The following is a 25937-nucleotide window of genomic DNA, read 5'->3' as shown; positions in this document are numbered from 1 at the left end:
CACCCACCCAGACCTGCGCACCGAACCGATCGGGAGTCGGACCGTCATGCAGACCACCACCGTCATGCAGTCCCGTCATCTGCCGCGCGCCCGGCGGCGGACCCGCGCCAACAGCACGGTCAGCGTCGTGGGCGCCGGGATGGCCGGCCTGGTCGCCGCCTACGAACTGGAGCGGCTCGGGTTCCGGGTCGAGGTCATCGAAGGCAGCCGCAGGCTCGGCGGCCGGGTCCACACGCACCGCTTCGGCGCGGCCGAGGGCGCGCCGTTCGTGGAGCTCGGCGCCATGCGCATCCCCACGGCACACCGCCGCACCATGCACTACGTGGAGCGTCTGGGCCTCGCCGACCAGGTCCGGCCGTTCACCACCCTGCTGTCCGAGGAGAACGCGTTCCTGGCGACCAGCACGGGTCATGTACGGCTCCGGGACGCGCCCAGGACCCTGATCGCCGACGTCCGTGCCGCGCTGCCGGGTGCCCCGTACCGCGAGGAGACCGTCGTGTTCGGCGCGTGGCTGTAGGCCGTCGTCGACGCCGTCGCGCCGCCCGGGCTGCGCGCCGGACTCCGCGCCGACCTCGCGCGCAACCTCCTCGACCTGGTCGAGGACGTCGACCTGTCGCCGCATCTCCTCGGCCATGCCAAGGACCGGATCGACGTGCACGGCCTGTTCGCCGCGCATCCGGGGATCCGGGCGGGCTGCGGCGACCGGCTGAACGGCTTCCTCGACGACATCCTCACCGAGACCAGTCCGGAACTGGTGCGGCTCGCCTGCGGAATGGACCAGCTCGCGCAGCGGCTCGCCGCCAGGATCCGAGGGCCCATCTGGCTGGGCCAGCGGGTGTCCGGCTTCGAAGTGGCCCCCGACCACGTCCTCGTACGGCTCGGCGGCGGCCCGTCGGCCGCCGTCCGGCGCTGCGACTACGTGCTGTGCACGGTGCCGTTCTCCGTCCTGCGGAGTCTGACGCTCGTCGGCTTCGACGAGGACAAGCTCGCGGTCGTCCGGGAGGTGGACTACTGCCCGGCGACGAAGGTCGCCGTCCACTGCCGCGAACCGTTCTGGGAACGCGAGGGCATCCGGGGCGGGGCCTCGTTCTCCGGAGGCCGTATCCGGCAGACGTACTACCCGCCGTCCGAGACCGAGGGGGTCCCGGACCCCGCCCGGGGTGCGGCGCTGCTCGCCAGCTACACGATCGGGGAGGACGCCGAGCATCTCGGCACCATGCCGCCCGCCCTGCGGCACCGCACGGTGGTCGAGGAACTGGGGCGGATGCACCCGCAGTTGCTGCGCCGGGGGATGGTGCGGGGCGTCGCCAGTCTCGCCTGGGGCGAGCATCCGTGGACGGCGGGCGGGTGCACGATCCGCTGGGGTCAGGACGCGGCCGCGTGCGAGGAGCAGCGGCGGCGGGCGGTACGACCGCAGCACCGGATGTTCTTCGCCGGGGAGCACTGTGCGACCGAGCCCGCGTGGATCGAGGGCGCGGTGGAGTCGGCCCTGGAGGCCGTGACCCTGATCGCCCGGCACGCACCGGGCCGGGGCGTCGTGGAGCCGGCCGGACTGGAGGCGGCATGAGCGTGTTCGACCTGCCCCGGCTGTACTTCGGCGGTACGGCGCTGACCCGGCTGCCCACGGGTCCGCGCGGCGGCCTGGTGGACCTGGGGCGCAACACCGCCCTGCGGGGTACGGACGCCGTGGGCACCGGGGAGGCCGGGCAGGCGCGTCCCGAACAGCCCCTCGCCGCCGGTCCGTTCGGCGTCGACGAGCCGGCGGAGGAGTACCACGAGCACCTTGCGGGGCGCGCGGGAGCCACTTCTCCGGGAACGGCCACTTCCTCCTGGAGGCCCGGGTGACCGGGGTCCAGCGGGACGACGGCGGCACCGTGGACACGCCGGATCCGGTGGTCGGGCGGGCCGTCGACCTGTGGGGCCACCACAACCCGTACCTGGGGACGACCGTGAACCGTGCCCGGGTCTTCGACGTCGACCCCTCGTCCGCATGGACGACGACGCTGATGGGCGGCCGGTTCGCCTTCGGCCGGGACGGGCGCTCGCACGACGTGGGCTATCTGTGCGTCGGGGAGGTGACCGGGTTCATGCCGCCCCGGTGGCACGGCTTCACCCCGGTGCGCCGCACCCTCCACCAGTTCGCGATCGCGGCCGGCGAGGGCCTGGACTGGCCGTCCGGATCGGCGGACTCCCCCGCCGTACGGGCCCTTCGGGCCGCCGCCGAGGCCCGGGACGGCGGCGGAATCCTCGTCCAGTTCACCCTTGAACAGCAGTCCACAGACCGGGACTTGGACGCGGAGGACGCTCCTGGGCGGTGGCTGCTGCGGGGCACGGTAGCGCCCTGGCACGCGGACGAGCCGCGCACCCACCCGGCGGGCCGACTGCTCGTCCCGCACGGGCGCCACGTGGATGGGGCGCCTGGGCCGTGCACCGTACGGGTCTCCCCCACCGGCGTGTCCTTCAACTCGCCCTTCACACCCTCTCCTTACCGCTCCGCCGACCGGGCCGATGGCGACGGGGGAACCCTGGAGCTGCGGACCGCCCACTCGGACCTGCCGCTCGCCCGCCTGCCCGAGGGTGCGTCCGAGGGCGGTGCGGTCGTGACCGTGCCGGTGGAGTCGGCGGAGGCGGTGGGCCGCGCGGAGACGGAGGGCCTCGTCCTGGTGCGGTCCGGCGGCAGCGGCGGATCCTCACGCACGGTGCTCCTTCGGGAGCGCGAGGCGGTCGTCCTGACCGACGAGGCCTGCCTGATCCTGGAGCACCCGGACCTCGAGCGGGGCGACGAGCACGCCGTCGAGGTCCCGGTGCGGACGTTCGTACGGGGCCGCCCGGCGCCCCTCGACACGGTCGTCGTCCGCCAGTACCCCAACCCGCGCGCCCTGCCGCTGGAAGCGGCTGCCTCGGCACCGTCCGCCCGCTGCGGGGACGTGGAGATCGTCCGGCTCCGGGCGGGCCGGACCACCGGGGAGAAAGCCACGGCGGACACGTCCGGGACGGCCGGAGGCGCGCGCTGCCACGTCGCCACGGACGCACGCGGGCGCGGCTGGTTCACGGTCTCCGGTGCGCGGGCCGGTACGGCACGGCTGCTCCTGGCGGCGGATTCCGCGGAGGAGCCGCCGGCCGATCCGGCGGCCCCCGGTTCGGCCGAGGCCTGCTACGACCACGACGACGCCCTGGGCTTCTGGCCGTGGGCGGGCTCGGCGGCGGTCCGGGTATTGCCGGACGACTGGCCGCTGGACGCGGTGCTCCAGCAGGACGTGACCTTCGAGCTGCTGCACCGCGAGGTGTTCGCGTACTACGAGCAGCTGTTCCCGTTCATGCGCGACGAGGTGTTCAGCCTCGCGGACCGCTGCAAGGTCGACACGTACGCGAAGCTCATCTGGCAGATGTGCGATCCGGCCAACAAGGACAGGACGTACTACATGCCGCCGACCCGCGATCTGTCGCTGCCGAAGGCGCGGCTGCTGCTCAAGTACCTGCGGGCGCAGAGCGCGATGGCGGCCGTGCCACCGGCGGCCGTCCCGTCGCCGGTCCGCGCGTATCCGCAGATCACCACGCGCGCGCAGTTGCGGTCGGCGCTCTGGCAGGCGCTGTCGGTGGAGCTCGCCAGCTCCCTCCAGTACCTCTACGCGGGCTATTCGGTCCCGACGCACGGCACGGGGTTCGAGTACGTGCGCAGTGGGGTGTGGACGCCACGTCAGCTCCGGCTGGCCTGCGGGGACGGCGGCGAGACCCTGGCCAAGGGCGTGCGGGACAGTCTCTTCGACGTGGCCCGCGAGGAGATGACGCACTTCCTCGTCGTCAACAACATCCTGATGGCGATGGGTGAGCCCTTCCACGTCCCCGAGATCGACTTCGGCACACCGGGCCGGCTTCCGCTGCCCCTCGACTTCGCCCTGGAGCCGCTTCACCTGGGGAGTCTCCAGCGGTTCATCGCCATCGAACGGCCCGAGCGGCTCGCGGGCGGTACCGGAGCGATGGACGCACCCCACCCGTTCGGTTCGCCGAGCGAGCTGTACGCGGGCATCCGGGAGGGCCTGACGCGGGTCCCCGACCTGTTCATGGTGGACCGGGGGCGCGGCGGCGGCGAGCACCACCTCTTCATCGGCGAGGCGGTCGACTCCGTTCATCCGGACTACCAGTTGGAGGTGGACGACCTGTCCAGCGCGCTGTTCGCCGTGGACTTCGTGACCGAGCAGGGCGAGGGCGGGGTCCTCGACACCGAGAAGGACGGCTCGGAGTCCCATCACGACACCTTCGTACGCCTCGCGGAGCTCCTGATGACGGAGCGGGCCGACGGCCCGCACGGCGAGGGGACACCGTGGCACCCCGCGTACCCCTCGCTGCGGAATCCGACGCTCGACCCCGGGCATCCGGGGCGGGCGGCGGTGAGCGATCCGCACGCGCGTCAGGTGATGCGCCTGTTCAACCGCTGCTACTTCATGATGCTCCAGCTGATCGTCCAGCACTTCGGGGAGAGTCCGGACGCGAGCCTGCGCCGCTCGAAGCTGATGAACGCCGCGATCGACGTGATGACGGGGATGATGCGCCCGCTCGCCGAGCAGCTGATGCCGATGGAGTCGGGGTGGCGGGGGCGGACGGCCGGTCCGTCCTTCGAACTGGAGGAGCCGCCTGCGTACATCGCGCGCCCCGATGTGGCCCGGCGCGGCTTCGCGATGCGGTTCCGGCACCTCGCGGCGATGGCCCGGGAGTGCGAGGGCGTGCCGGACCGGGTGCCGGAGCTGATGGCCTGGTACGCGGAACGCTTCGAGCACGAGGGCTTCGGGAAGTCAGCTTTCCGGCGCGAGGGGAGCAACTGAGTCGTGGAGACTGATGTGCTGATCGTGGGCGGCGGGCCCGTCGGGCTCGCGCTCGCGCTCGATCTGGCCCACCGGGGCGTGGACTTCGTCCTGGTGGAGGCCGGCGACGGGCAGGTCACCCACCCCAAGGTGTCGACCGTCGGCCCCCGCGCGATGGAGGCGTTCCGGCGGTGGGGGGTCGCGGACGCGATCCGGGATGCGGGCTGGCCGGCGGATCACACCCTGGACATCGCCTGGGTGACCGTCGTCGGCGGCCATGAGCTGCACCGGCTGAGCCTCGGCACGGCCGGTCGACGGCCCCCGCCCCCGTACACGCCGGAACCCGAGGCGATCTGCCCGCAGCACTGGCTCGCGCCGCTGCTCACCGCCCGTCTCGGAGTCCATCCGGCGGGGCCGGTGCGGCTCGGGACCCGGCTGCTGGGGTTCACCCGGCTCCCGGACCGGGTGAGCGCCGCGCTCGTGGACGGGGCGGGGGTACGGACGACGGTCCACGCCGGGTTCCTGGTGGGCTGCGACGGGGCTTCGTCCCCGGTGCGCAAGGCGTGCGGGATCGACGCGCCCGAACGGCACCGGACCCGCGTCCTGCGCAACATCCTCTTCCGGGCGCCGGGGCTCGGCGCCGCCCTCGGCCCGCGCAGGGCCCTGGTGCACTTCGTGACCGAACCGGGCGGTCAGCGCTACCCGTTGAGGTCGATCGACGGCCGGGACCTGTACCGGCTGACCTGCCCGGCGGGCCCCGCCGACGCGACCAGGGCCGTGCGGCGGGCCGTCGCCCCGGACGTGCCGGTCGAGGTGGTGTCGGACTCCACCTGGCACCTGACCCACCGGGTCGCCTCGCGGTACCGCGCCGGGCGGGTGCTGATCGCCGGGGACGCGGCGCACACCCTGTCGCCCTCGGGTGGGTTCGGGCTCGCGACGGGAGTGGGCGACGCGGCGGACCTGGGGTGGAAGCTGGGGGCGGAGCTGGCGGGCTGGGCCGGACCCGGGCTGCTCGACACGTACGAGACCGAACGGCGACCGGTGGCCCTGCGGAGCCTGGAGGAGAGTCACCGCAATCTGCGGCGGACCCTCGACCGGCGCCTCTCCGCCGCGCTGTGCGACGCGACCGCCGACGGGGAGCGGGCACGGGCCACCCTGGGCCGGGAGATCGCGGAATCCGATCCGATACGCGAATTCGACGCGCCCGACACCCACTTCGCGTACCGCTACGCGTCGCCGGCCGTCGTGGACGAGAAGGTCGTCGCCGAAGAGAAGGTCGTCATGGAGGACAGGACGGGGCCGCGCCGCTCCGGTGGATCGGCCGCCGACCCGTGGTGGAACCGTACGGCCGTGCCGGGCGCACGTGCTCCGCACGTGTGGCTGGGGCCCGGCCGGTCGACGTTGGACCTGTTCGGCCCGGACTTCGTGCTCCTCCACTTCGGTGCCGGCGCGGGTTCCGGCGCCCGTTACGGCGATCCGGAGGGTCTCGTGCGCGCCTTCGGCGACCGCCGGGTGCCGCTGCGGGTGGTGCGCTGCGACGACGAGGAGACGGCGAGGCGGTACGAGCGGCCGTTCGTGCTCGTACGCCCGGACGGTCATGTGGCCTGGCGGGGTTCGGCGGCACCGGCGGATCCCGGGCGCCTGGCCGACCTGGTACGAGGGGCGGGAGCACCCGGGGGCGGAGTGGGAGGAGCGGGCGGATGAACGGGCACCCGGCGCCGACGGACATCCCGGAACCCTTCGATCCGGCGCGGCTCGATCTGGCCGACCCGTACCCCGTCTACCGGCGCTACCGCGAGACCGACCCGGTGCACGCGGTACGACCTCCACGAGCGGCGGGCCGGACAGAGCCGACGACCTGGTACCTCTTCGGCCACACCGAGGTCGCGCGGGTCCTCACCGACCGGGGCTTCGGGCGGGCGTCCCCGTCGACCGGAGGCGGCGTGCCGATTCCCGAGGGCTACGTGATGCTCCGCCGGATCGTGGAGAACTGGCTGGTCTTCCTGGACCCGCCCCGACACACCCGGCTCCGTGCCCACGTGGCGCCGCCGCTGGGCGCCCCCGCCGTACGGGCGCTGCGCCCCCGTATACGGGAGATCGCGGAGGAGCTGGTACGGCCACTGGCCCGGCGGCCCGTGGTGGAGCTGGTCGAGGGCTTCGCCGCGCCGTTCCCCCTGCTGGTCGTGGCGGGCCTGCTCGGGGTGGAGGCGGGCCGGTGGCCGTGGTTCCGGGCGGAGGCGCTCGCGCTCCAGCAGGCGGGCGGTACCAGGGGCGACCGTTCGCCGGCCGCGCTCGAACGGGCGGACCGGGCGGCTGCGGGGCTGGACGCCTACTTCCGCGAGGAGCTGGCAGTCCGGCGTACGGAGGACCGGGGCGACCTGCTCTCCGCGCTGGCCGCGGTGGAGGGCACGGACGCCTCCCTGGGGACGACGAGCCTGACGTCGACCTGCGTTCATCTGCTGACGGCCGGGCACGAGACGACGACCGGACTGATGGGGAAGGCGGTGCTGGCGTTGCTCGCCCGTCCGGAGGTCGGGGAGGAACTGCGCGCGGACCCAGGACTGTTGCCGAACGCGGTGGACGAGTTCCTGCGCCACGACCCACCGGTCCAGATGATCACGCGGTGGGCGCACCGGGACACGGAACTCGCCGGCCGGTCCGTCCGCCGGGGCGACCGCGTCCAGCTGGTCCTGGGCTCGGCCCACCGGGACCCGGCACGTTTCCCGGACCCCGACAGGCTCGACATCCACCGGGACAGCGGCCGGCACTGCGCGTTCGGCCTGGGCATCCACTACTGCGTGGGCGCGGCGCTCGCGCGGGCGGAGGCGGAGATCGGGCTCGGGCTCCTGGTGGACCGGCTTCCCGCGCTCCGCCCCGACGCTCGGCCGCGGGTCGAGGTGGAGTACGCGCCGGACTGGGTGTTCCACGGTCCGGCCCGCCTGACGCTGTCGTGCTGACACGACGAGGTGCCCGGCCTCATCGGGAACGTCTCGGACCCGCTCCTCGTTGCGATCCACATACCCCCCATGGGTATATTGGCCGTAACGAGGAGGGCTTCGTGACCACGAGAAGAATGACCGCGCTCACTCCCGAGCAGGCACCGGGCCGGGCGGGCGAGCTGTTGGCCGACATCGCCCGACGACATGGCTCCGTCGGTGAGATGGTGTCGACGATGGCGCACTCACCGGCGCTGCTCGACGGCTATCTGAGCCTGTCCCGGGCGATGAAGCGGGTCAAGATACCGCGCGCCCTCAGCGAGAAGCTGTCGCTGGCCGTCCAGGAGTGGATCGGCTGCGGCACCTGCCGCGAAGCGCACCGCGCGGCCGGCCGCGCGGCCGGCCTGAGCGAGACGGACATCGAACTGGCCCGCCAGGGAACGTCCATCGACCCCCGCGAGGCAGCCCTGATCGGCCTGGCGTTGCGGGTCCTGGCCGAACCGGGCTCCCTGTCGGACGACGACATCGCCGAGGTACGCGGGCACGGCTGGAGCGACCGGGTGATCGCGGAGGTGGTCGGCGTGGTCACCCTCAACCTGCTGACGGGTGCGTTCAATCTCCTGGCGGGCATCCAGCCGGACAACGAGACCCGACCGACTGCCTGACCGGGGAGGAACCGCCTCGCCCCGAACCCGCCCAGGGCACCCCTAGGGGGTCTTCTCGCGGGGCGCCGCGGACCGGAGGTCGGCCAGCAGTTCCGCCTGGTTCGCCAGGACGCCGGAGATGATCGCCCGGGCGGTGCACAGCAGTTCGGCCACCTGAGGGCTCGTCAGCGCGTAGTACACCGCCGTCCCTTCACGTCGGGCCACGACCATGTTCGCCCGGCGCAGGACGGCCAACTGCTGGGAGAGGTACGCCGGTTCGACGCCCGTGTCGCGGAGCATCTCGGCGACCCCGTGTTCGCGTTCGCTCAGCAGCTCCAGGACGCGGATGCGGACGGGGTGTCCGAGCGTCTTGAAGAACTCGGCCTTCAGTTGGTAAAGCGGCGCACTCATCGCACCCACCCCGCGCGTCGCGTCGACCCGGCACTCTGCAGCATGCCCCCATCCTCGCGCCTCCCGTGGCCGAAGACATACCAACGGCGGGTCGGGGATCGGGCGGTGGGCCAGGGATCAGGTGGTGGGCCGAAGATCAGGCGGTGGGCCAGGCGTCACTGCGCCACGCCCGCTGCTCCGCACCCGCGTCACGGTGCGCGGCGAGTGCTGCGGCCAGGTCGCGGTGGACGAGGACCGGGGGCCCTTCACCCGCGGGGACGAGGGAGCCGTCGGCGGGGATCGCGGCCAGTTCGAGGGCCCGGCCCGCGGCCCGGAGCCGGAGCGCCGCCTCCGCCACGGCGAGCTGCCCGCCCACCGACCAGCCCCGCAGCCGGGTCAGGTCGAGGACGACCGGCCCGGTGCCCCGCGCGACCGCCCATCCCACGGCCCCGGTGAACCGTCCCACGGCGTCGGCTCCGAGGAACCCGGCCAGGGACAGCACGCCCAGGTCCTGCTGGACGGTGTAACGCCATTCGATGGTCATGTGCGTCGTCATCCTTCTCGTACGGCGATCACTGCGGAAGCACGGGTGGGAAGCAGGACTGCGGGGCCGGGACGCCGGTGGCGCCGGAGACGCCGCAGGTGACGGAGAGGTCGGAGGCTCCGGCGGTGTCGGAGGCGTGGGCGGTGCCGCCCTCGCGGAGTTCCGCGAGGAGCCGTCCCTGTCCGGTGAGCATCTCGGTGAGGATCCGCCGCGCGGCCTGCATGAGCTGGGCCACGTCTCCGCCCGCGAGCGTGTAGACGACGGTCGATCCCTCGCGCGTCGAGGTCACGATCCCGGAGCGGCGCAGCACGGCGAGCTGCTGCGAGAGCGCCGCCGGCTCGACCTCGATCCGCGCGAGCAGCTCCCGTACCGGCATCGGCCCGCTCTGGAGCAGCTCCAGGACCCGGATGCGTACGGGATGGCCCAGCATGCGGAAGAACTCGGCCTTGGCCTGGTACAGCGGGACCGGCACGGTCTCTGTCCTCCGGGGGCGCGGGTGCGCGGGGCTGGGCGGGGTGCGCCCGGCGGCTACCCACGGGCTCGGCCCGACCAGGATGTATCGAATTGCATAATATTGCAATTTGCCGGTCTCGCATCCTGGGACTGCGCGTGTGGCGGGTTCCGACCCCACCGTTCGGACGCCTGACGGAAGCTGGAGAACGACAGCACTTGATCGCGTACAGCTCTCGACAAGGAAGCATCATGAAGATCGGCATCATCGGCGCCGGCAACATCGGCGGCAATCTGACCCGCCGCCTCACCGCCCTCGGCCACGACGTGTCCGTCGCCAACTCCCGCGGCCCGCACACCCTCACCGCGCTCGCCGAGGAGACCGGCGCCACCGCGGTCGCCGCCTCGGAGGCCGCGCGGGGCGCGGAGGTCGTCGTGGTGACGGTCCCGCTGAAGAACGTCCCCGACCTTCCGGCCGGGCTCTTCGACGGTGCCGCCGACGGTTTCGTCGTGATCGACACGGGCAACTACTACCCGCGTGAGCGCGACGGCCGCATCGACGCGATAGAGGACGAGGGCCTGACGGAGAGCCGCTGGACCGAGCGCCAGATCGGTCACCCGGTGGTCAAGGCCTTCAACGGCACCTACGCCCAGGACATCCTGGAGCGGCCCCGCCCGGCGGGTGACCCGGAGCGGCTCGCCCTGCCCGTGGCGGGTGACGACGCGGCGGCGAAGGAGAAGGTACGGCTCCTCGTCGACGAGCTGGGTTTCGACTCCGTGGACGCGGGCGGCATCGACGACTCCTGGCGCCAGCAGCCGGACACTCCGGTCTACGGCCTCCGGGAGGGTGTGGACGCCGTGAGGAAGGCGCTCGCCGAGGCCTCACCCGAGCGCCCCGAGGGTTTCCGCGGCTGACCTCCCGCCCCTACCGGACCCGGGCACTCCGCAGCCAGGCTACTAGAACCAAACTCTAGTTACAGCTGCACTAGGGTGTGCCCATGTCTCCTAAGCAGCAGCGTGGCGAGGCCACGGTCGAGCGCCTGCTGACCACGGCGCTGCGGGTGTACGCGGACTCCGGCCGGCACGGTTTCACCGTGAACGCGGTGACGGCGGCGGGCGGCGTCAGCCTCGGCAGCCTCTACCACCACTTCGGCAGTTTCGACGGCCTCGCCGCCGCCCTGTACATCCGGTGCACGGAGCAGTTGCACGGCGAGGTCGTCACCGCCCTGGGCCGCACCAGGACCGCCCGCACCGGGGTGCGGGCGATGGTCACCGCGTACCTCCGGTTCACCGAGGAGCACCCGGACGCCGCGCTGTTCATCCACGCCTCCGCCCACTCGGGGCATCTCGTCGCCCATGCCGATCGGGTCCGGGCGGCCGAGGAACCTCTGCTCGCCGCGATCGGCGAGTGGATGCGGCCGCTCGTCGAGGCGGGCGAGATCGCGCCGATTCCCGAACCGCTGGTCGAGGCGCTGATCATCGGGCCGGCCGCCGAGACGGCGTGCCGCTGGCTGTCCGGCGCGCACGACGTCGACCTCGCTCAGGCGGCCCGGGTCCTGCCGGACCGGATCTGGCGTTCGCTCCGCCCGGAGTGAGCGCGCCTGAACTCCGGTCGGTGGCAGAGGACTTCAGCCGGTGCCGGACAGTGGGGGCGCTGTGAAGGTGACCTCGGAGGCCCGCACGGTGACCTCCGCGTCACTGCCGAGGGCGTAGGCCGCCACCCGGGAGACCGTCGCGGCCGGTACGACCTCGCTGATCCCGGGCGCCGCCGGCACGTCCTGGGTCGCGTGCGCGTCGTGCGGTACGACGACGCGGTAGCCGCGCGCCAGGGCCGTACGGGCCGTCGCCTGCACGCACATCTCCGACATCACGCCGCAGACGGCGACGGCCCTCACCCCGGCGTCCGTGAGCACTCCGCCCAGCGGGGTCTCCGCGAAGCCGTCGTCGTGCGGCTTGCGGATGACCACCTCCCTGGGACCGGGCTCGACCGGGTGGTGGAGCGCCCAGCCCGGCGTGTGGGGTTCGTCCTCCGCGCCGGGCGGTCCGTCGTTCTGGAGGTGCACGACGAGCGCCCCGTCCCGCCGGGCCCGCGCGATGAGATCCGTCGTACGGTCGACGAGCCGCGCGGCTGCGGGCACGGCCCCGTCACCGGTGACGAAGGCCGACTGCACGTCCACGACGATCAGGGCGTCCACGGGCGGCGCGGTCGGAGTGGTGGGGACGGTCGGACCGGTGAGGGCATCCGGGGTGGTGTGGGCGTTCGGGGCGGTACGCGCGTTCGGGGAGGTCCCGGGGTGCTGGGTGGTCATCCCGCCATCCTCATGTCCATGTTCCCCCGCTGCCAGGGGATTTCGCACGTCCGTCGCGGGCGGACCGCCCTCCCGCGCCTGTCCCGGCCCGGCGTTCCCGAAGACTTCACCGGAGCGCGTTCAGGCCGGTGAGTCCGCCGGAGAGTTCCCAGAGGCGGGATGCCGATCCGGGGTCGGTGGCCCAGGGCTTCACTCCGCCGATGAGCATGTCGTCCGTGGCGGCCGGTTCCGCGATGTCGCAGTCCTGGCAGTAGACCCCTCCATGGCCGTCGAGGAGCGGGGAGGTCGCCGCCCAGACCGCTGTCGCCGCGCCTTGCCCGGGTGTCTTGAAGCCGTCGGCAGGCTTGCCGTCCGGCGTCACCCAGCCCAGGGCGAGCCACTCCTCCCGAGGGATGTGGCGCTGCAGGGGCGTGAGGATGCTGCCGGGGTGCACCGCGAAGGCCCGCACGCCGAGGTCGGTGCCGAGACGGTCGAGGTGCAGGGCGAAGAGGGCGTTGGCCGTCTTGGACTGGGCGTAGGCGAGCCAGCGGTCGTAGCCGGTGCGGAAGTGGATGTCGTCCCAGCGGACGTCGGACAGGAAGTGCCCGGCCGAGGCGATCGACACCACCCGGGCCCCTCCGGCCGCGAGGGCCGGGAGGAGACGCTGGACGAGCGCGAAGTGACCGAGGTGGTTGACCGCGAAGTGCGCCTCCCAGCCCGGTCCGACCCGTGTTTCCGGGCAGGCCATCACGCCGGCGCCGTTGATGAGGATGCCGAGGGGACGGCCGGATTCCAGGAAACGTGCGCAGAAGGACCGGACGCTTTCCAGGTCCGCCAGGTCGAGTGCGTGCACCTCCGTCCCGGGGATGTCGCGCAGAGCGCGTTCGGCGGCGGAGGGGCGGCGTGCGGGGACGACGACCTGTGCTCCCGCTCGGGCCAGAGCGCGGGTGGTCTCCAGTCCGAGGCCCGAATGGCCGCCCGTGACCAGGGCGGTCGTGCCGGTCAGGTCGATCCCGGAGAGAACGTCTTCGGCGGTGCTGTGGGCACCGAAACCGGTGCCGATCCGCAGCTGCTTGGTGATCATGCCGATGACGCTAGAAGCTGGAGTGCAGGCTAGGTCAAGGTACGTTGCTGTGATGAGCGAGGACACGGGAGGCCTGCCCATCGGCAAGGTCGCCGAGATGACCGGCATGAGCGTGCACGCACTGCGGTTCTTCGAGCGCGAGGGCCTGTTCCTTCGCGAGATCCCGCGCTCCGGTGGCGGGCAGCGGATCTACGGCCGGGCGGATGTTGAGTGGCTGGTGCTGTGCGGCCGACTCCGGGACTCGGACATGCCCATCGCCACGATCAGGAGGTTCGCCGAACTCGTCCGGTCGGGGCCGGGCAACGAGCCGGACCGCCTTGCGCTGCTGCGCGAGCACGAGGACACCGTGCGCGCCAGGATCGCCGCCCTGACCGAGAACCTCGACGTCATCCACGGCAAGGTCGTCACCTACGAGCGGCATCTTCGCGACGGAACGGCCGCCGGGGTCTGGTCACCGACAGCACCGACACCACCTCGGTGACCATTCCCGCGCGCCGGGCTCAAGGACCTCAGGAGCTCAGGGCTTCCTGAAGTCGTGGGCCCTGGGCCCTGGGCCCACGACTTCAGGAAGCCCTCTTCTTCGGCGACTTGTCCACGTTGCTCGGCTCGTCCTCGGGGGTGGCGTCGTTTCGGCGGGTGGCCCGCGAGAGCAGCCACCGGCCCGAGACTCCCGTCGTGAGGAGACCGGTGACGAGGGCGAGGAGCGAGATGCCCGGGCCCGAGGCCCAGTCGACCGACCGGGCATGGACGGCGAGGACGACCGCCGCGGCGAGCGCCACCACCGGAACGGCCCGGAGCGCCGGGCGGATACGGGTGAGGTCGTCCTCGGCCAGCGCCCCGAGGATGCCGACACCCAGCGCCAGGGCCCACACGCCGAGGCCCTGCGCGTCCGCGCGGTTCACCGTCCACGGCACGAGCGCGCCCCAGAAGTCGGGGAAGGCCAGCAGACCGAACCCGATGCCGAACCATCCCGAGCCGACGATCGCGAGCGGCGGCTTCGACCAGCCGGGCATCGGGGCGACGGGCTGCCGACGCGACGCCGGGCCGCCGCCCACCGGACCTTCCGGAGGAGCGCCCACCCGCTCCGCCGGTCTGCGGTACTGCGCGGCGAGGCAGCCGACGGCGGCGAGGGCGAGGAGTCCGAGGGTGGCGACCCAGCCGAGGCTGAAGAGGGCGAGGAACAGCGGGCCGCCCCTGACGGCCTGGAGGGTGCCGCCGTTCAGCAGGCTCACCGTGAACAGGCCGACGAGCACGATCGCCAGCGGCAGCACCAGGCTCCGTACGTCCTCCCAGACGCGCGCCCGCCCGATCGTGAACAGTGCCGGGGCCACCCCGGCCATGGCGGCGCCGAGGAGCCCGGGGCTCAGCGCCTCGGGGGACACCCAGGCGCCGGCCGCGTATCCCAGCAGGCTCGTCACGGTGAGCAGACCGCCGGTGGTGAGACCGATGCCTCCCACGACGCCGCTCAAGAGGACGACGGCGGGCGAGAGTTCACGGCCGTCGGGCCGGCCGGAGCGCGCGGCTCCGGCGACCGCCTCGGCCTCTTCCTGTCGTATGTCGCTCATCGCCGCTCCCCTTCCCCCGCGGCCCCGCCGACGCCGACCGGAGCCGCGGCGGCGGCCGCCGGGCCGGTCGACGGTTCGGCGAACTCCCGCTGTCTCCTCAGGACTTCGCGGCCGTGCAAGATCCGCAGACTCACCACCGTGACCGCCGCGTACGCCAGCATTCCCGCACCGATGCCGACGCCCGCGATCAGGGACGTGAGCCGGTCGAGGCCCATCGTCCGTTCCAGCACGGGCACGGTCACCGCCGAGAACGCGGGCGCCAGACACTGGGCCGCCAGGTGCAGGCGCCACTCCTCGCGCGCCCAGGTCGCTCCCCGCCGGCGGGCGCTTGCCGCGCGGGCCGCGATGACGGCGTGGGTCAGCACGTACGGGACGAGGTACGCGACGAACAGCCGTCGCCCCTGCGCGCCCTGGCCGAGGAAGGCGTACGTGATCCACGCCAGGCCCGCGGCGCCCGCGAGGTGGGCGGCGACGAGGACCGGGCCCGGCGCCCAGGTGCCGGTCAGGCCCGGGACGGTGGTCCGCCGGTCGAGGGCCCGGGAGGCCAGGAGCGCGCCGAAGGCGACGAGGGCGCCGAGGTGCATGATCGCGACGCGGTTGATGTCCTGGATGGAGAGCCCGGGGTACAGCGAGGGCAGGGCGCCCCATTCGAGCCGGAGCAGCGGAGCGGTCATCAGGAAGCCGTAGCAGAGCAGCATCCAGCGCTGGTGCAGGTCGGGGAAGCCGCGTACGGCGGCGAGGACACCGAAGGTCACGCTGCCGACGGTGCCCACCAGGATGGTGGCGAGGACGATCCAGAACGCGGCTCCGCTGAAGGCCTGCGCCGGCGGGGTGCGCAGCAGGTAGAGCGCGGCGCCGGCCATCGACACGTACACCGTGACGGCGAAGACGGTTCCGGCGATCCGGTGCAGCCGGATGCGGCGGCGTACCGCCGAGAGCAGCTGCACCGGGCCGAGCAGCATCAGGAGGCCGCCCAGGACCGAGTGCACGATCAGCGGGCCCAGGCTGCGGGCGTACGGTGCCATCCGGTCGCGCACGGCCTCGGCCACGAACTCCGGGGAGACGGACCGGCCGAGGAGCCATTCGCCGACGGCGGGCGCGCCGGGTGTGGCGTACGGCCAGAGTTCGGTCATGGCGATCGGCGCGTACAGGAGGCAGACCACCGTCACGGCGACGGCGGACACCCGCCCCCACCTCGTGCTCGTGTTGCTCGTCGGACGTCCCACGGTGCATCCCCCTCCACCGTTCACGCGCACTCACAGCCGCGAGGGGCGCGATAGTCCTTTCTGGACTATGGAGGAAGGTAGGGCGGGGCACCGCCGGGGTCAACCGGTCGGTAACAGATTCAGGACTCGCGGCTCTCGACCCAGTGCCAGAAATCGACCATCATCCGCTCATACCGGATGCCGAACTCCAGCGCCTCGCGCTGTCCGCGCGTCAGCAACTCGCCGACTTCACCGGCCAGTTCCTCGTACTCGTCCAGGGTCCGACGGTGCTCCTCGATCTGGACCGGGGCGTGGACGCGCGGGCTGGCGCCGAACCACAGCTTGAGGATGCCGCGTTCGCGCGCCTCGACGGGCACGAAGGAGGGGTCGGCGAGCCAGCCGCGCAGGGCGGCCGAGCCCTCGTCCGTGAGCTTCATCAGGCGCCGGTTCCGGCCACCGGGCTGCCTGATCTCCGAGAGCAGCCCGGCCTCCAGGAGCCGGTCGCACTGGGCGTAGACCTGCGCGTGCGGCATCGACCAGAACGGCGCCACGGTCCGCGCGGCCTCGACCTTCACGTCGTACGGGCTGGCCTCGCCGAGTTTGTCGATGATGCCGAGCACGAGAAAGGAGGGCGTGGTCAACCGGACTTCAGACATACGGCCGACGGTATCGCGACACCTCGCCCGGGCCCTCGCCCTCGGCCCGGACGGCTCCCCGCCCCCACCTCCACCGCATCCCCCGGTCCGCCCCCTACTCCGCCCTCAGTGCCCGTGCCGTGGCCGTGCGGGCCGCCCAGCCCGCCGGGAGCAGGGCGCCGCCCATCGCGATCACCACGCCGGCGGTCGCGAGGAGCACCAGCAGGGGCGTGCCGTACACGTCGATGTCGGCGGACGGGATCGTGGTGCCGACCGCGCGGCCCATCGCCGGCATCACCTGGCGGTGCAGCGCCACGCCCAGCGGCACGCCGACCGCGCCCGCCACCAGACCGATCGCGCCCACGGAGGTGAGGACCTGCGCGACCGTCTGCCGGGGCGTCATCCCCAGGGCCTTGTACACGCCCAGGTCCCGGACCCGGTCGCGGGTGTCGAGGACCACCGTGTTGAGCACCCCGAGACCGGCGACCACGACCAGCATCAGCGTGAGCATGGCGATCAGGGCCTGCATCGCCCGGATGACGCTCGACTTGCCCGCCTCCGTGACCGCGGCCTCCGCCCCGAGCGGGGCGACGGCGGTGTGCAGGCGCTCGGCATAGCGGGCGGCGTCCGTGCCCGGGGCGACGCTGACCGTGAAGTCCGCGGGCAGGTACCGGGGTTGCAGCGCGGCGACCGAGGCGGCGGCCGTGCGCAGGGTCATGCCCTCGCCGCCCAGGTCGAAGACCTCGCCGACGATCCGCACCCGGACGGTGCGCCCCTGCTCGGACAAGGTGACCGTCTCCCCCGTGCGCACCCCCGTGGCCCGCAGGAACCGGGTCGGGGCGACCGCCTCGCCCGGGGCTTCGAACCAGCGGCCGGAGAGCATCGTGTGGGGGCTGCCGGCGGTGTTCCCCTCGTACGCGACGAGCTGCGCGCCGCCCTTGAGTCCCGCCACCTCCAGCTGCGTCTGCGCGGTCCGGTACACGGAGCCGGTCCCCGGGAGCGCGGCGATCGCCGCCGCCACGGCGGCCGGGTCGGCCGGATTCCCGGGCAGGGGCACTCCGGGTCCACCGTCCCCTCCCGACTGTCCCGGTCCGGCGTCGTCCGGCCTCGCCAGGGTGCGGACGGTGACGTCGCCGCCCCGGTCCGGATCCCCGTCGGTCTTCACCGCGACCAGCGTGCTGCCGAGGCCCACCGCGAAGGTCACCGCGAGCGCACCGAAGGTCACCGCGGCGGCCGTACTCGCCGCGCGCGCGGGGCGGGCGAAGGGCGCGGCGAGTCCCAGGGTCACCGGACGGGGCAGCGGCAGCCGCCCGAACAGGCCGCGGATCCGGCGCCCCCCGCCGCCGCCCGTGGCCGCGCCGAGCCGCAGGACCGCGGCGGTCCGCAGCCGGGCGGCGCGCAGCGCGGGGCCGAAGGCGGTGGCGGCGACCACGGCGAGAGCGACCGCCGGCACGAGGAGGTTCACCCAGAGCGGGATCAGGACCGCCGTCGTTCCGTACGTCTCCGCCAACTCCGCCATGAGGGGAACGGCGAGCACATTGCCGAGGGCGACGCCGAGCGCGGCTCCGAGGGCGCCCGGGATCAGGGCCTGCGCCACGTACGCCCGTCCGACCTGGAGCGGGGTGAAGCCGAGCGCTTTGAGGATGCCGATCCGGCGGGTCGCGGCGCCCACGGCACCACTCACCACGATGCCGATCACCAGGACCGACATCGCGAGTCCGAGGAGGGCGAAGGCGGTCACGAAGGGCACGAAGGCCGCCGTGTTCTCCTGGGCGGCCTCGCGGACGTCGAGATACGAGCGGGCTCCGACGACCGCTCCGGCGGGGGCGGCTGCGACGATCGCGTCCCGGCCCGCCGCGACCTCGGCGCGCGTGCCGGCGTCGGCGAGCCGGTACAGCATCTGCGAGGCGGGAGGCCGCTCCCCCGCGAGCGTCGTGAGCTGCACCGGTACGACCCAGGCGTCGGCGCTCTCGCCGGCCGACCCGGCGATGCCGACCACGGTGAGCACGGCGCTTCCGGCGGTCAGCCGCGTCCCCACGCCGGCGCCCGGCGGGCGGGACCCCCGCTCCAGGACGATCTCGCCGGGAGCCCCGGCCCACCGGCCCTCCACCAGGGTCACCGCGTCCACGGGCCCGGCCGCGGAGGCCCGGCCGACCACCGTCAGGGGCGGCGGCTCGAACCCGGGCGGGGCCGCTCCGTCCGCGCGGAGGCGTACGGAGGCCACGGCGAACGGGCCCGCGGACGCGGCCACTCCGGGTGCGTGTGCCGTGGCGGCGAGCCGCTCCTCGGTGGCGGCCGGACCGTCGAAGCGCACGGTCAGATGGGCTCCGCGCTGCTGGCCGAAGGCCCTGTCGAAGGGGGCGCCCGAGGCGACGAGGAGGCCGACCGCGAGGACGGCGGAGGCGACGGACAACAGCGTGGTCAGCACCATCACCGCGGTCTGGGTACGCCGCCGCCCGACGCCCGCGCGCACGACCCGGCCGAGAGCGCCGCCGGTCATCGGGTCACCGCCATGGCGTCGCGGGCGATGCGGCCGTCGACGAGTTCGATCGTGCGGGTCGCGCAGGCCTCGGCGAGCGCCAGGTCGTGCGTGACGAGCACGATGGTCTGCCCGTCGGCGTTCAGCTCACGGAGGAGATCGCGGACGTCCGCGCCGGACGCGGTGTCCAGCGCTCCCGTCGGCTCGTCGGCGAGGAGCAGCGGCGGCCGGTTCATCAGGGCCCGTGCGACGGCGACGCGTTGCCGTTCGCCGCCGGAGAGGCGGCCGGGGTGCACGCGCGCGTGCCGGGCGACGCCGAGCCGGTCGAGGAGTTCGGCGGCCCGCGCCGCCGCCTCGGCCCGGGGCATCCCGGCGAGCTGGGCCGGGAGCAGCACGTTGTCGGTGACGGTGAGGTCGTCGAGGAGGTTGAAGAACTGGAAGACCATGCCGATCCGGCTGCGCCGGTACCTGGCGGAGGCGGTCTCGGTCAGCCGGTCGACGCGCAGGCCGTCCACCGTCACACGGCCGGTGCTCGGCCGGTCGAGGCCGGCGAGGAGGTTGAGCAGGGTCGACTTGCCGCTGCCGGAGGGCCCGAGGACGGCGAGCGCCTCGCCCCGTCCGACGCGCAGGGTCAGCTCCGAGAGCGCGGCCCGGCCGTCGTCGTACGTCCTCCCGACGTCGCTCAGGTCGATCAGGGGCTCGGATCCGGTCATGGGCCCTCCAGGGCTCTGGGTGGGGGAAACGGTGGCGGCGACCGACAGGGTCGTGGCCGGTCGGGTCGTGGCCGGTCGGCCTTTCCGATCGGCCTTTCCGATCGGCCTTCCGATCGGCCTTCCGATCGGCCTTGCGGTCGGCCCTTCGATCGGCGTTCCGGTCGGTCGTGTCCGCGCCGAACCGACGCTAGGAGCAGCTCCACGAGGGGCGCGTCGGCCTCGGTGGCGAAGATCCGTACCGTGTGCGGTGGAGGCGCGGCGACGTCATCCGCGCGATGTACTCCCCCGGGGCGGCGGGCTGGTCCCACGGGCTGATCCGCCCGCTCCCCTTCCTTGGCACACTGCACCGGTGAGCTGGTACGAAGAACTCGTCGACCGGGTGCGCGGACCCCGGGCCCTCGGTGCGCCGCCCCCGCTGTCCCGCTGGGCGTGGGCGGCCGACGGGCTTCTCGCCCTGGCGCTCGCGATCACGACGATCGTGGGTGATCTGAACCGCTCGTACGTGGACGTCCATCCGGATCCGGAGGACGCTCCGTTCCCTCTGCCGGTGCCGCCGTCGATCCCGCAGCCGTCCTTCCCCCCGGAGCTCCCGCAGGCGCCCCAGCCCGTGCCCGCCGTGGAGCATCTGCTTCCCCCGGTCGATGGCTGGGAGTTGTCGGTGGCCGCGCTGACCGCGCTGCCGCTGGTGCTGCGCCGCCGTTTTCCCCTGGCCGTCTACTGGGTGGTGATGGGCGCGACGGTGCTCCTGCACCAGGGCGATGTCGCCGCCGACGCGACCACGCTCACCTTCGCGTCGGGTCTCGTCGCGGCGTACAGCGCGGCGATGTACAGCCCGCACCGCACGGCCGTGGTGGTCTCCCTCGTCTCCGGCGTGGTGCTGTACGCGGTCTTCCCCCTGGTCCCGGACGTGGACGAGGGCCTCGTACCCCTGCTCGTACTGCTGCCGATCGCCCTCGCCTCGCACGGCGCCCACCTGTGGCGGCAGCGGGAGCGGGCGCTCCGCGGGGAGCGGGAGGCCGAGCTGCGCCGGGCGGTGGAGGCGGAGCGGTCCCGGATCGCCCGGGAGTTGCACGACGTGGTCACCCACAACGTGAGCATGATGACGATCCAGGCCGGTGCCGCGCGTACGGTCCTGGCCGCCTCCCCCGACCAGGCCCGCGAGGCGATGCTGGCCGTCGAGGCGGCGGGGCGGACGGCGCTGTCGGAGCTGCGGCACGTGATGGGGCTGCTCACGATGGCCGCGGAGGGCCCCGACCCGGCCGTCGACGTGGAGCTCGCCCCGCAGCCGGGTCTGGACCGGTTGACGGAGCTGACGGACCGGGTGCGGGCCTCCGGGGTGCCGGTGGAGGTGGCGGTGCGGGGCGACCCGGTCGCGCTGTCGGCCGGTGTGGACCTCGCCGCGTACCGGGTGGTGCAGGAGGCGCTGACGAACGTGGTGAAGCACGCGCCGGACGCCCGGGTCTCGGTCACCGTGGAGTACGAGCCGGAGCGACTGCGCGTGGAGGTCTCCGACACGGGTGCCCCCGCCTCTGGTGCGGGCGCTTCCCGGGACCGGGGGACGGGCCCGGGTGCTTCCCGCGACCGCGGCACCGCGCGGCGTGCCACGGAACCCGGCGGCGGTCAGGGCCTGCTCGGCCTGCGGGAACGGCTCGCGGTCTACGGCGGTACGCTGCGGGCGGGCAGGGGCCCGGACGGCGGGTACCGGGTCCGGGCGGTGATTCCGTGGGAGGCTCCGTGACCGACCCGACCGGCGTGACCGAGTCGACCGGCGTGACTCACCCGACCGGTGTGGCCGACGCTCCGCGTGTGGTGATCGTCGATGACCAGGCCTTGGTACGCACCGGCTTCCGCATGATCCTGGCCGCCGACGGCATCGACGTGGTCGCGGAGGCGGCCGACGGCGACGCGGCGGTGGCCGCGGTGCGGCGGACCCGGCCGGACGTGGTCCTGATGGACATCAGGATGCCCGGCACCGACGGCCTGGAGGCCACGCGCCGCATCCTCGCGGACAGGGCGGTCGAGGTGGCACCGCCCAGGATCGTCGTGCTCACCACCTACGACCTCGACCAGTACGTGTACGCGGCGCTCGGCGCGGGTGCCAGCGGCTTCCTGCTCAAGGACGTGACCCCCGAGCACCTGACGGCGGCGGTCAGGCTCGTCCGCTCCGGCGACGCGCTCCTCGCCCCGGCGATCACCCGCCGCCTGGTGGAGCGCTTCGCCACGTCCGGTGGGCGTTCCGCCGCCCCGCACCGCGAACTGGCCACGCTGACCCCGCGTGAGCTGGAGGTCCTCGAAGCGCTGGCCCGCGGCCTCAGCAACGCCGAGCTGGCCGAGCGGTTCCGCCTGAGCGAGGCGACGGTGAAGACGCATGTCGCCCGCATCCTGTCGAAGCTCCGGCTGCGCGACCGGGCGCAGGCCGTGATCGCCGCCTACGAGACGGGTCTGGTCACGCCCGGCTCGGACAGCCGCGGGTCCACCGGATCCGACGGTCCGGGCTGAGATTCGGGCCCGTCCGGCAGCGCGGCCTCCGGGCACAGGACGTCGCCCAGTGCCGTCAGGCGGATGAGGCGGAGGATCCACGGCTGGTCGCAGACGAGCCTCCAGCGCGCACCCCGCTGCCGGGTCCGGCCCGCGCAGTGGGCGAGGAGGCCGAGCCCGGTGGCGTCGCAGAAGGTGAGGCGCCGGATGTCGACGGTCAGGGCGTCGGACTCCCGTACCAGGGCGTCGAGCTCGGGCCGCAGGTGCCGTACGAGGACGAGGTCGAGCTCGCCCCGGAGGGCGGCGACGGTGACGTCGCCGGTCGATCGGACGACCATGTACGGGTCATGACGGGGGATCAGCTGCATCGGGTGCTCCACAGGGTGGCTCCGTGTGTCGCTTCGAGCGTGGCCGTCCCCCTTCCGGGAGGGACGTTTCACCTCGGCCGCTGTCACCTGAATCGGTGAATGTTCTAGCCGTTTCCCCTCGTACGGACGATCTATGTGCGTACGTATGCCCACGACCGGCGCTCCGTCTCCTCACACGTCCAGGTCCACGTCCGTCAGGGGATACGCGACGCACGCGTGCGCGTACCCCGAGTCCGGGTCGGAGAGCCGGAGCCGGGCCTCCTCCGCGTGGTGGACCTCGCCCTTGAGGACGCGGACGCGGCACAGGCCGCACTCGCCGGAGCGGCAGGCGGATTCGGGGCGGATGCCGGCGTCTTCCAGTGCGTCCAGGAGGGGACGGCCGCGCCGGGTGCGGAACGCGCTGCCCCGGGTGGCGACCGTGACCTCTTCGGCCGGGTCGGCGCCGTCCGGCCAGTGCGGCTGCGCGGTGGGGTCGGCGGGGGCGCCGTTGGCCTCGAAGCGGATCCTGCGGCGCGGGTGTCCGAGCCGTTCGGTGAGCTGCCCGAGGGCGTACGGGTAGAGGGCCTGGGGCCCGCAGACGTACACCATCCGCCCGTCGAGGGGCCCTGCCAGCTCCGTGACGAGCTCGGCGGTCAGCAGCCCGGTGGGGCCCGACCAGCGCGGGTCGGGGTGCTGGAGGACGTGGTGGACCCGGATGCCGGGGTGGGCGGCGGCGAGAGCGTCGATTTCCGGGCGGAACAGGACGTCGTCGAGGGACCTGGAGCCGTAGAGGAGGTGGAAGCGCCGGTCGAGCCCCCGGTCGACGATCTCCCGGATCATGCTCATGGCGGGTGCGACGCCGGAGCCGCCGGCGAGGAAGACGACGTCCTCGCCGTGGAAGAGCGGGTTGTGGTGGAAGGTGCCCTGGGGGCCGGTGGTCGTGACGGTGTGTCCGGCGGCGAGGGTGTCGAGCAGGTGGTTGCTGATCCGCCCGCCGGGCACGCGGCGCACGGTCAGGTCGTAGTGGCCGAGGTCGGCCGGGCTGGAGGAGATCGCGTACGGGCGGTTGGTCCCGTCCGCGAACACCCCCACGTACTGCCCGGCGAGGAACGGCGGCAGGTCGGCGCCGTTCGGGCGACGGAGCCGGAAGGTGCGGGTGCTCGGCGTCTCGTCGACGACCCGCTCGACCCGGAGGGCGAGCCGTCGCGGGTGGTAGGTGTCGATGGTGCGGCGGGTCAGGGCGGCGTGGTCGGCGGCGTCGGCGGGGCGGGCCGCGATCTCGTCCCGGATGCGGTCCGCCCCGGCGAAGCGCGGGGTGAGGTGATGAGGCGTCACAGTTTCCTCCCGGTCTCTTCAGGCGGCCTTGGAGCGCAGCAGGCGCCGGGCCACGCGCGCGCCGGCTTCGAGGGTGGGCTGGAAGCCGCCCATGCCGGACCAGGATCCGGCGAGGTGGAGTCCCGGCACGTGCGGGTGAAGCTCGCTGTCGCGGAACTGCCAGCTCTCGGTGGCGTCCTGGTCGTAGCCGTATATCGCCCCGCCGGGGTGGCCCAGGTAGCGGCTCATGGTGAGCGGGGTGGCGACGTCGACCTCCTCGATGACGCCCCGGATGCCGGGGGTGACGGTCTCGACCAGGTCGAGGAGCGTCTCGGCGTAGGCGAACTTCTCCCGTGCGTACGCGGCGGGTTCGACGCCGTCCCAGGCGGAGCCGTACTGGAGGGTCATGAGGCTGACATGGGTGGCCCCGCGCGGCGCGAAGCCGATCGGCTCGACGTCGTACGAGGTGACGCAGATCCCCCGGGCGGGCTCCCGCGTACGCCAGGAGGCGGAGGTGCGGTCCGCGTCGAGGTCGGTGTTCACGAAGGTGGTGCTGGTCGTGAACCCGAGTTCCGCCGGGGTGGCGTCGAGGCCCATGTGCAGGACGAAGCCGGAGACCCCGATCCTGCGCGAGGCGAGGTCTGCTCGGACGGCGCCGGGTATGTCGAGGCCGTCGAGCATGCCGTAGGTGAGGGGCAGGGAGGCGTTGGAGACGACATCGACCGCGCCCACCTCCTGGCCGTCGTCGAGACGGACTCCGACGACCTTCCCGCCCCGCGTGAGGATCGCCTCGACGGCGGTGTGGAACCGCACTTCGCCGCCGGCCTCCAGGAACGCGTCGAGGATCGCGCTCGACATCGCCTGCGAACCGCCCCGCACGTGCCAGGGCTTGAATTCCAGGTACGCGAAGAGGATCAGCGCGAGGTCCTGGAAGGGCAGCCGGGACGGTGGCTGGCCGAGATAGCCCCAGTAGGAGGCGAGGACCGCCTTGAGCCGCTCGTCCTCGAAGTGCTCGTCCAGGACGTCCTGCGCGGGCCGCAGTCCGTGCCGGAAGAACAGCTCGTCCACCTGGTCGGCGGGGGTGCCGCGCATCGCGGCGATCTGCCAGAACGTGAGGTCCCGGACGAGGGCGAAGAACCGTTCCAGCCGGACGCGATTGCCGGGGAAGTGCGCCTCCAGGGTCGCGGTCGCGCCCTCCCAGTCGGCGGGGAGGGTCACGTCGAAGGAGCCGGGCACCACCGTGCGGTAGAGGTCGGGCTCCCGGACCCAGGTCAGCCGGTCACCGATGCCCAGCTTGTCGAAGAGGGGGCGCAGTGTGAACCCCTGCCCCTCGGCACCGATGCCGGAGAGCTGGTGCAGCGCCACCTCGAACTCGAACCGGCCCCTGCGGAACGAGGTCGCGCAGCCGCCGGGCACGCTGTGGCGCTCGACGAGGAGGGTGCGGGCGCCGGCACGCTGGAGGGTGGCGGCGGCGGTGAGCCCGGCGTTGCCGGCGCCGATGACGACGGCGTCGAAGTCCGCGCCGCTCACCGCTCGCCCTCGGCCCGCGCACCCTCGGTTCGCGCACCCTCGGGGGACACGTCTCCTGCGGTGGCGTCTCCGGCGGTGGTGTCTCCGGAGATGGCGTCTCCGGCGGTGGCCGCCGCCAGGGCCTCCTCCTTGATGCGGTCGAACTGGGCGCCCATGGCCGCGGCGAGCGCCTGAGCCGCGGAGAGGGGCCGGACCATGACCATGAAGTCGTCGATCTTCCCCTGCTCGTCGAAGTGAAGGAAGTCGCAGCCGTTGATCTCCATGTCGCCGACCTTCGCGGTGAACACGAGGGCGTGGTCCCGGCCGTCCTCGCTCCCGATCTCGCGCACGTACCGGAAGTCGGTGAAGACGCGGATGACCCCGCGCAGGATCGCGGCGGTGATGGCCTTGCCGGGGTAGGGCCGGAAGGCCACCGGGCTGGTGAAGACGACATCCTCGGCGAGCAGGGCCTCGATGGCGGCGTGGTCCCGGTTCTCGACGGCCTTACGGAACGGATGCATGACGCGACTCCCTATGCAACTTATTGATTAGGTGCA

Annotated in this window: 26 protein-coding genes; 12 read left to right on the top strand and 14 right to left on the bottom strand. The window is 73.4% G+C overall.

The annotated features are described in order from the left end of the window. Positions 1-46 precede the first annotated feature (46 nt). The 7 genes from OG259_RS35240 (at position 47) to OG259_RS35210 (ending at position 8400) form a co-directional block, all read left to right on the top strand. A complete protein-coding gene (locus tag OG259_RS35240) occupies positions 47-517 on the top strand; it encodes a flavin monoamine oxidase family protein (protein WP_328945922.1) in 471 nt (156 codons plus the stop codon). 135 nt (positions 518-652) lie between these two features. After that, a complete protein-coding gene (locus tag OG259_RS35235; RefSeq protein ID WP_328945921.1) occupies positions 653-1567 on the top strand; it encodes a flavin monoamine oxidase family protein in 915 nt (304 codons plus the stop codon). Continuing rightward, positions 1564-1845, top strand: coding sequence for a hypothetical protein (locus OG259_RS35230; protein WP_328945920.1), 282 nt, complete (start codon positions 1564-1566; stop codon positions 1843-1845). Before OG259_RS35235 ends, OG259_RS35230 begins: the two co-directional genes overlap by 4 nt. Further along, positions 1842-4820 (top strand): ferritin-like domain-containing protein, encoded by a 2979-nt coding sequence (locus tag OG259_RS35225; protein ID WP_328945919.1) that lies wholly within the window; start codon positions 1842-1844, stop codon positions 4818-4820. Before OG259_RS35230 ends, OG259_RS35225 begins: the two co-directional genes overlap by 4 nt. A gap of 3 nt (positions 4821-4823) precedes the next feature. Next, positions 4824-6503 (top strand): FAD-dependent monooxygenase, encoded by a 1680-nt coding sequence (locus OG259_RS35220; protein WP_328945918.1) that lies wholly within the window; start codon positions 4824-4826, stop codon positions 6501-6503. After that, complete coding sequence (locus OG259_RS35215; RefSeq protein ID WP_328945917.1) at positions 6500-7756, top strand: cytochrome P450; 1257 nt, start codon at positions 6500-6502, stop codon at positions 7754-7756. The genes OG259_RS35220 and OG259_RS35215 overlap by 4 nt, the downstream gene beginning before the upstream one ends. A 101-nt stretch (positions 7757-7857) precedes the next feature. After that, positions 7858-8400 (top strand): carboxymuconolactone decarboxylase family protein, encoded by a 543-nt coding sequence (locus OG259_RS35210; RefSeq protein WP_328945916.1) that lies wholly within the window; start codon positions 7858-7860, stop codon positions 8398-8400. Between the two features lie 42 nt (positions 8401-8442). On the opposite strand, the gene OG259_RS35205 is transcribed toward OG259_RS35210, so the two are convergent. The 3 genes from OG259_RS35205 to OG259_RS35195 all read right to left on the bottom strand — a co-directional run bounded on the left by OG259_RS35205 (position 8443) and on the right by OG259_RS35195 (position 9785). Then, positions 8443-8790 (bottom strand): ArsR/SmtB family transcription factor, encoded by a 348-nt coding sequence (locus OG259_RS35205; RefSeq protein ID WP_328945915.1) that lies wholly within the window; start codon positions 8788-8790, stop codon positions 8443-8445. 136 nt (positions 8791-8926) lie between these two features. Then, positions 8927-9313, bottom strand: a complete 387-nt coding sequence (locus OG259_RS35200; protein ID WP_266902576.1) for an anti-sigma factor antagonist — start codon at positions 9311-9313, stop codon at positions 8927-8929. 28 nt (positions 9314-9341) lie between these two features. Then, positions 9342-9785 carry an ArsR/SmtB family transcription factor gene (locus OG259_RS35195; protein WP_328945914.1) on the bottom strand — a complete coding sequence of 148 codons (444 nt, stop codon included), beginning with the start codon at positions 9783-9785 and terminating at the stop codon, positions 9342-9344. Positions 9786-9985: 200 nt separating this feature from the next. Here OG259_RS35195 and OG259_RS35190 point away from each other — a divergent pair, with 200 nt between their 5' ends. Both OG259_RS35190 and OG259_RS35185 read left to right on the top strand, forming a co-directional pair. Then, positions 9986-10678, top strand: a complete 693-nt coding sequence (locus tag OG259_RS35190) for an NADPH-dependent F420 reductase (protein WP_328947269.1) — start codon at positions 9986-9988, stop codon at positions 10676-10678. Between the two features lie 83 nt (positions 10679-10761). Further along, the gene (locus OG259_RS35185; RefSeq protein WP_328945913.1) at positions 10762-11358 is read left to right on the top strand and encodes a TetR/AcrR family transcriptional regulator; all 597 of its coding nucleotides are present in this window, start codon (positions 10762-10764) and stop codon (positions 11356-11358) included. A gap of 33 nt (positions 11359-11391) precedes the next feature. On the opposite strand, the gene OG259_RS35180 is transcribed toward OG259_RS35185, so the two are convergent. Further along, complete coding sequence (locus OG259_RS35180) at positions 11392-12072, bottom strand: isochorismatase family protein (protein WP_328945912.1); 681 nt, start codon at positions 12070-12072, stop codon at positions 11392-11394. Positions 12073-12178: 106 nt separating this feature from the next. After that, positions 12179-13135, bottom strand: a complete 957-nt coding sequence (locus OG259_RS35175) for an SDR family NAD(P)-dependent oxidoreductase (RefSeq protein WP_328945911.1) — start codon at positions 13133-13135, stop codon at positions 12179-12181. Positions 13136-13187: 52 nt separating this feature from the next. Between OG259_RS35175 and OG259_RS35170 the strand changes: the two genes are divergently transcribed. Further along, complete coding sequence (locus OG259_RS35170) at positions 13188-13616, top strand: MerR family transcriptional regulator (RefSeq protein ID WP_328945910.1); 429 nt, start codon at positions 13188-13190, stop codon at positions 13614-13616. A gap of 82 nt (positions 13617-13698) precedes the next feature. On the opposite strand, the gene OG259_RS35165 is transcribed toward OG259_RS35170, so the two are convergent. The 5 genes from OG259_RS35165 to OG259_RS35145 all read right to left on the bottom strand — a co-directional run bounded on the left by OG259_RS35165 (position 13699) and on the right by OG259_RS35145 (position 19732). After that, complete coding sequence (locus OG259_RS35165; RefSeq protein ID WP_328945909.1) at positions 13699-14700, bottom strand: hypothetical protein; 1002 nt, start codon at positions 14698-14700, stop codon at positions 13699-13701. After that, positions 14697-15884 carry a DUF2306 domain-containing protein gene (locus OG259_RS35160; RefSeq protein ID WP_328945908.1) on the bottom strand — a complete coding sequence of 396 codons (1188 nt, stop codon included), beginning with the start codon at positions 15882-15884 and terminating at the stop codon, positions 14697-14699. Before OG259_RS35160 ends, OG259_RS35165 begins: the two co-directional genes overlap by 4 nt. Positions 15885-16045: 161 nt before the next feature. Next, the gene (locus OG259_RS35155) at positions 16046-16561 is read right to left on the bottom strand and encodes a PadR family transcriptional regulator (protein ID WP_328945907.1); all 516 of its coding nucleotides are present in this window, start codon (positions 16559-16561) and stop codon (positions 16046-16048) included. 94 nt (positions 16562-16655) lie between these two features. Then, on the bottom strand, positions 16656-19040 hold the full coding sequence (locus tag OG259_RS35150) for an ABC transporter permease (protein ID WP_328945906.1): 2385 nt from the start codon (positions 19038-19040) through the stop codon (positions 16656-16658). Then, positions 19037-19732, bottom strand: a complete 696-nt coding sequence (locus OG259_RS35145) for an ABC transporter ATP-binding protein (protein WP_328945905.1) — start codon at positions 19730-19732, stop codon at positions 19037-19039. Before OG259_RS35145 ends, OG259_RS35150 begins: the two co-directional genes overlap by 4 nt. A 349-nt stretch (positions 19733-20081) precedes the next feature. On the opposite strand from OG259_RS35145, the gene OG259_RS35140 reads away from it, so the two are divergent. Further along, positions 20082-21470 (top strand): sensor histidine kinase, encoded by a 1389-nt coding sequence (locus tag OG259_RS35140; protein WP_328945904.1) that lies wholly within the window; start codon positions 20082-20084, stop codon positions 21468-21470. A gap of 50 nt (positions 21471-21520) precedes the next feature. Further along, positions 21521-22231, top strand: a complete 711-nt coding sequence (locus OG259_RS35135) for a response regulator transcription factor (RefSeq protein WP_328947268.1) — start codon at positions 21521-21523, stop codon at positions 22229-22231. Here OG259_RS35135 and OG259_RS35130 read toward each other — a convergent pair. The 4 genes from OG259_RS35130 to OG259_RS35115 all read right to left on the bottom strand — a co-directional run bounded on the left by OG259_RS35130 (position 22162) and on the right by OG259_RS35115 (position 25901). Then, positions 22162-22578, bottom strand: a complete 417-nt coding sequence (locus tag OG259_RS35130) for an STAS domain-containing protein (RefSeq protein WP_328945903.1) — start codon at positions 22576-22578, stop codon at positions 22162-22164. The genes OG259_RS35135 and OG259_RS35130 overlap by 70 nt on opposite strands. A gap of 171 nt (positions 22579-22749) precedes the next feature. Further along, positions 22750-23892 carry an FAD-binding oxidoreductase gene (locus tag OG259_RS35125; protein WP_328945902.1) on the bottom strand — a complete coding sequence of 381 codons (1143 nt, stop codon included), beginning with the start codon at positions 23890-23892 and terminating at the stop codon, positions 22750-22752. A gap of 18 nt (positions 23893-23910) precedes the next feature. Then, the gene (locus OG259_RS35120; protein ID WP_328945901.1) at positions 23911-25401 is read right to left on the bottom strand and encodes a phytoene desaturase family protein; all 1491 of its coding nucleotides are present in this window, start codon (positions 25399-25401) and stop codon (positions 23911-23913) included. After that, a complete protein-coding gene (locus OG259_RS35115; RefSeq protein WP_328945900.1) occupies positions 25398-25901 on the bottom strand; it encodes a nuclear transport factor 2 family protein in 504 nt (167 codons plus the stop codon). Before OG259_RS35115 ends, OG259_RS35120 begins: the two co-directional genes overlap by 4 nt. Between the last annotated feature and the right edge of the window lie 36 nt (positions 25902-25937).

This window comes from Streptomyces sp. NBC_00250 (genome assembly GCF_036192275.1).
Lineage (GTDB): Bacteria > Actinomycetota > Actinomycetes > Streptomycetales > Streptomycetaceae > Streptomyces.
This window is presented reverse-complemented; position numbering and strand designations above follow the sequence as displayed.

Bases quoted from the DNA above. Each gene is read 5' to 3' on its own strand.
- OG259_RS35130 (WP_328945903.1), bottom strand. From the start codon at position 22,578: ATGCAGCTGATCCCCCGTCATGACCCGTACATGGTCGTCCGATCGACC.
- OG259_RS35240 (WP_328945922.1), top strand. From the start codon at position 47: ATGCAGACCACCACCGTCATGCAGTCCCGTCATCTGCCGCGCGCCCGG.
- OG259_RS35200 (WP_266902576.1), bottom strand. From the start codon at position 9,313: ATGACCATCGAATGGCGTTACACCGTCCAGCAGGACCTGGGCGTGCTG.
- OG259_RS35165 (WP_328945909.1), bottom strand. From the start codon at position 14,700: ATGAGCGACATACGACAGGAAGAGGCCGAGGCGGTCGCCGGAGCCGCG.
- OG259_RS35205 (WP_328945915.1), bottom strand. From the start codon at position 8,790: ATGAGTGCGCCGCTTTACCAACTGAAGGCCGAGTTCTTCAAGACGCTC.
- OG259_RS35145 (WP_328945905.1), bottom strand. From the start codon at position 19,732: ATGACCGGATCCGAGCCCCTGATCGACCTGAGCGACGTCGGGAGGACG.
- OG259_RS35230 (WP_328945920.1), top strand. From the start codon at position 1,564: ATGAGCGTGTTCGACCTGCCCCGGCTGTACTTCGGCGGTACGGCGCTG.
- OG259_RS35115 (WP_328945900.1), bottom strand. From the start codon at position 25,901: ATGCATCCGTTCCGTAAGGCCGTCGAGAACCGGGACCACGCCGCCATC.
- OG259_RS35185 (WP_328945913.1), top strand. From the start codon at position 10,762: ATGTCTCCTAAGCAGCAGCGTGGCGAGGCCACGGTCGAGCGCCTGCTG.
- OG259_RS35170 (WP_328945910.1), top strand. From the start codon at position 13,188: ATGAGCGAGGACACGGGAGGCCTGCCCATCGGCAAGGTCGCCGAGATG.
- OG259_RS35175 (WP_328945911.1), bottom strand. From the start codon at position 13,135: ATGATCACCAAGCAGCTGCGGATCGGCACCGGTTTCGGTGCCCACAGC.
- OG259_RS35155 (WP_328945907.1), bottom strand. From the start codon at position 16,561: ATGTCTGAAGTCCGGTTGACCACGCCCTCCTTTCTCGTGCTCGGCATC.
- OG259_RS35180 (WP_328945912.1), bottom strand. From the start codon at position 12,072: ATGACCACCCAGCACCCCGGGACCTCCCCGAACGCGCGTACCGCCCCG.
- OG259_RS35150 (WP_328945906.1), bottom strand. From the start codon at position 19,040: ATGACCGGCGGCGCTCTCGGCCGGGTCGTGCGCGCGGGCGTCGGGCGG.
- OG259_RS35215 (WP_328945917.1), top strand. From the start codon at position 6,500: ATGAACGGGCACCCGGCGCCGACGGACATCCCGGAACCCTTCGATCCG.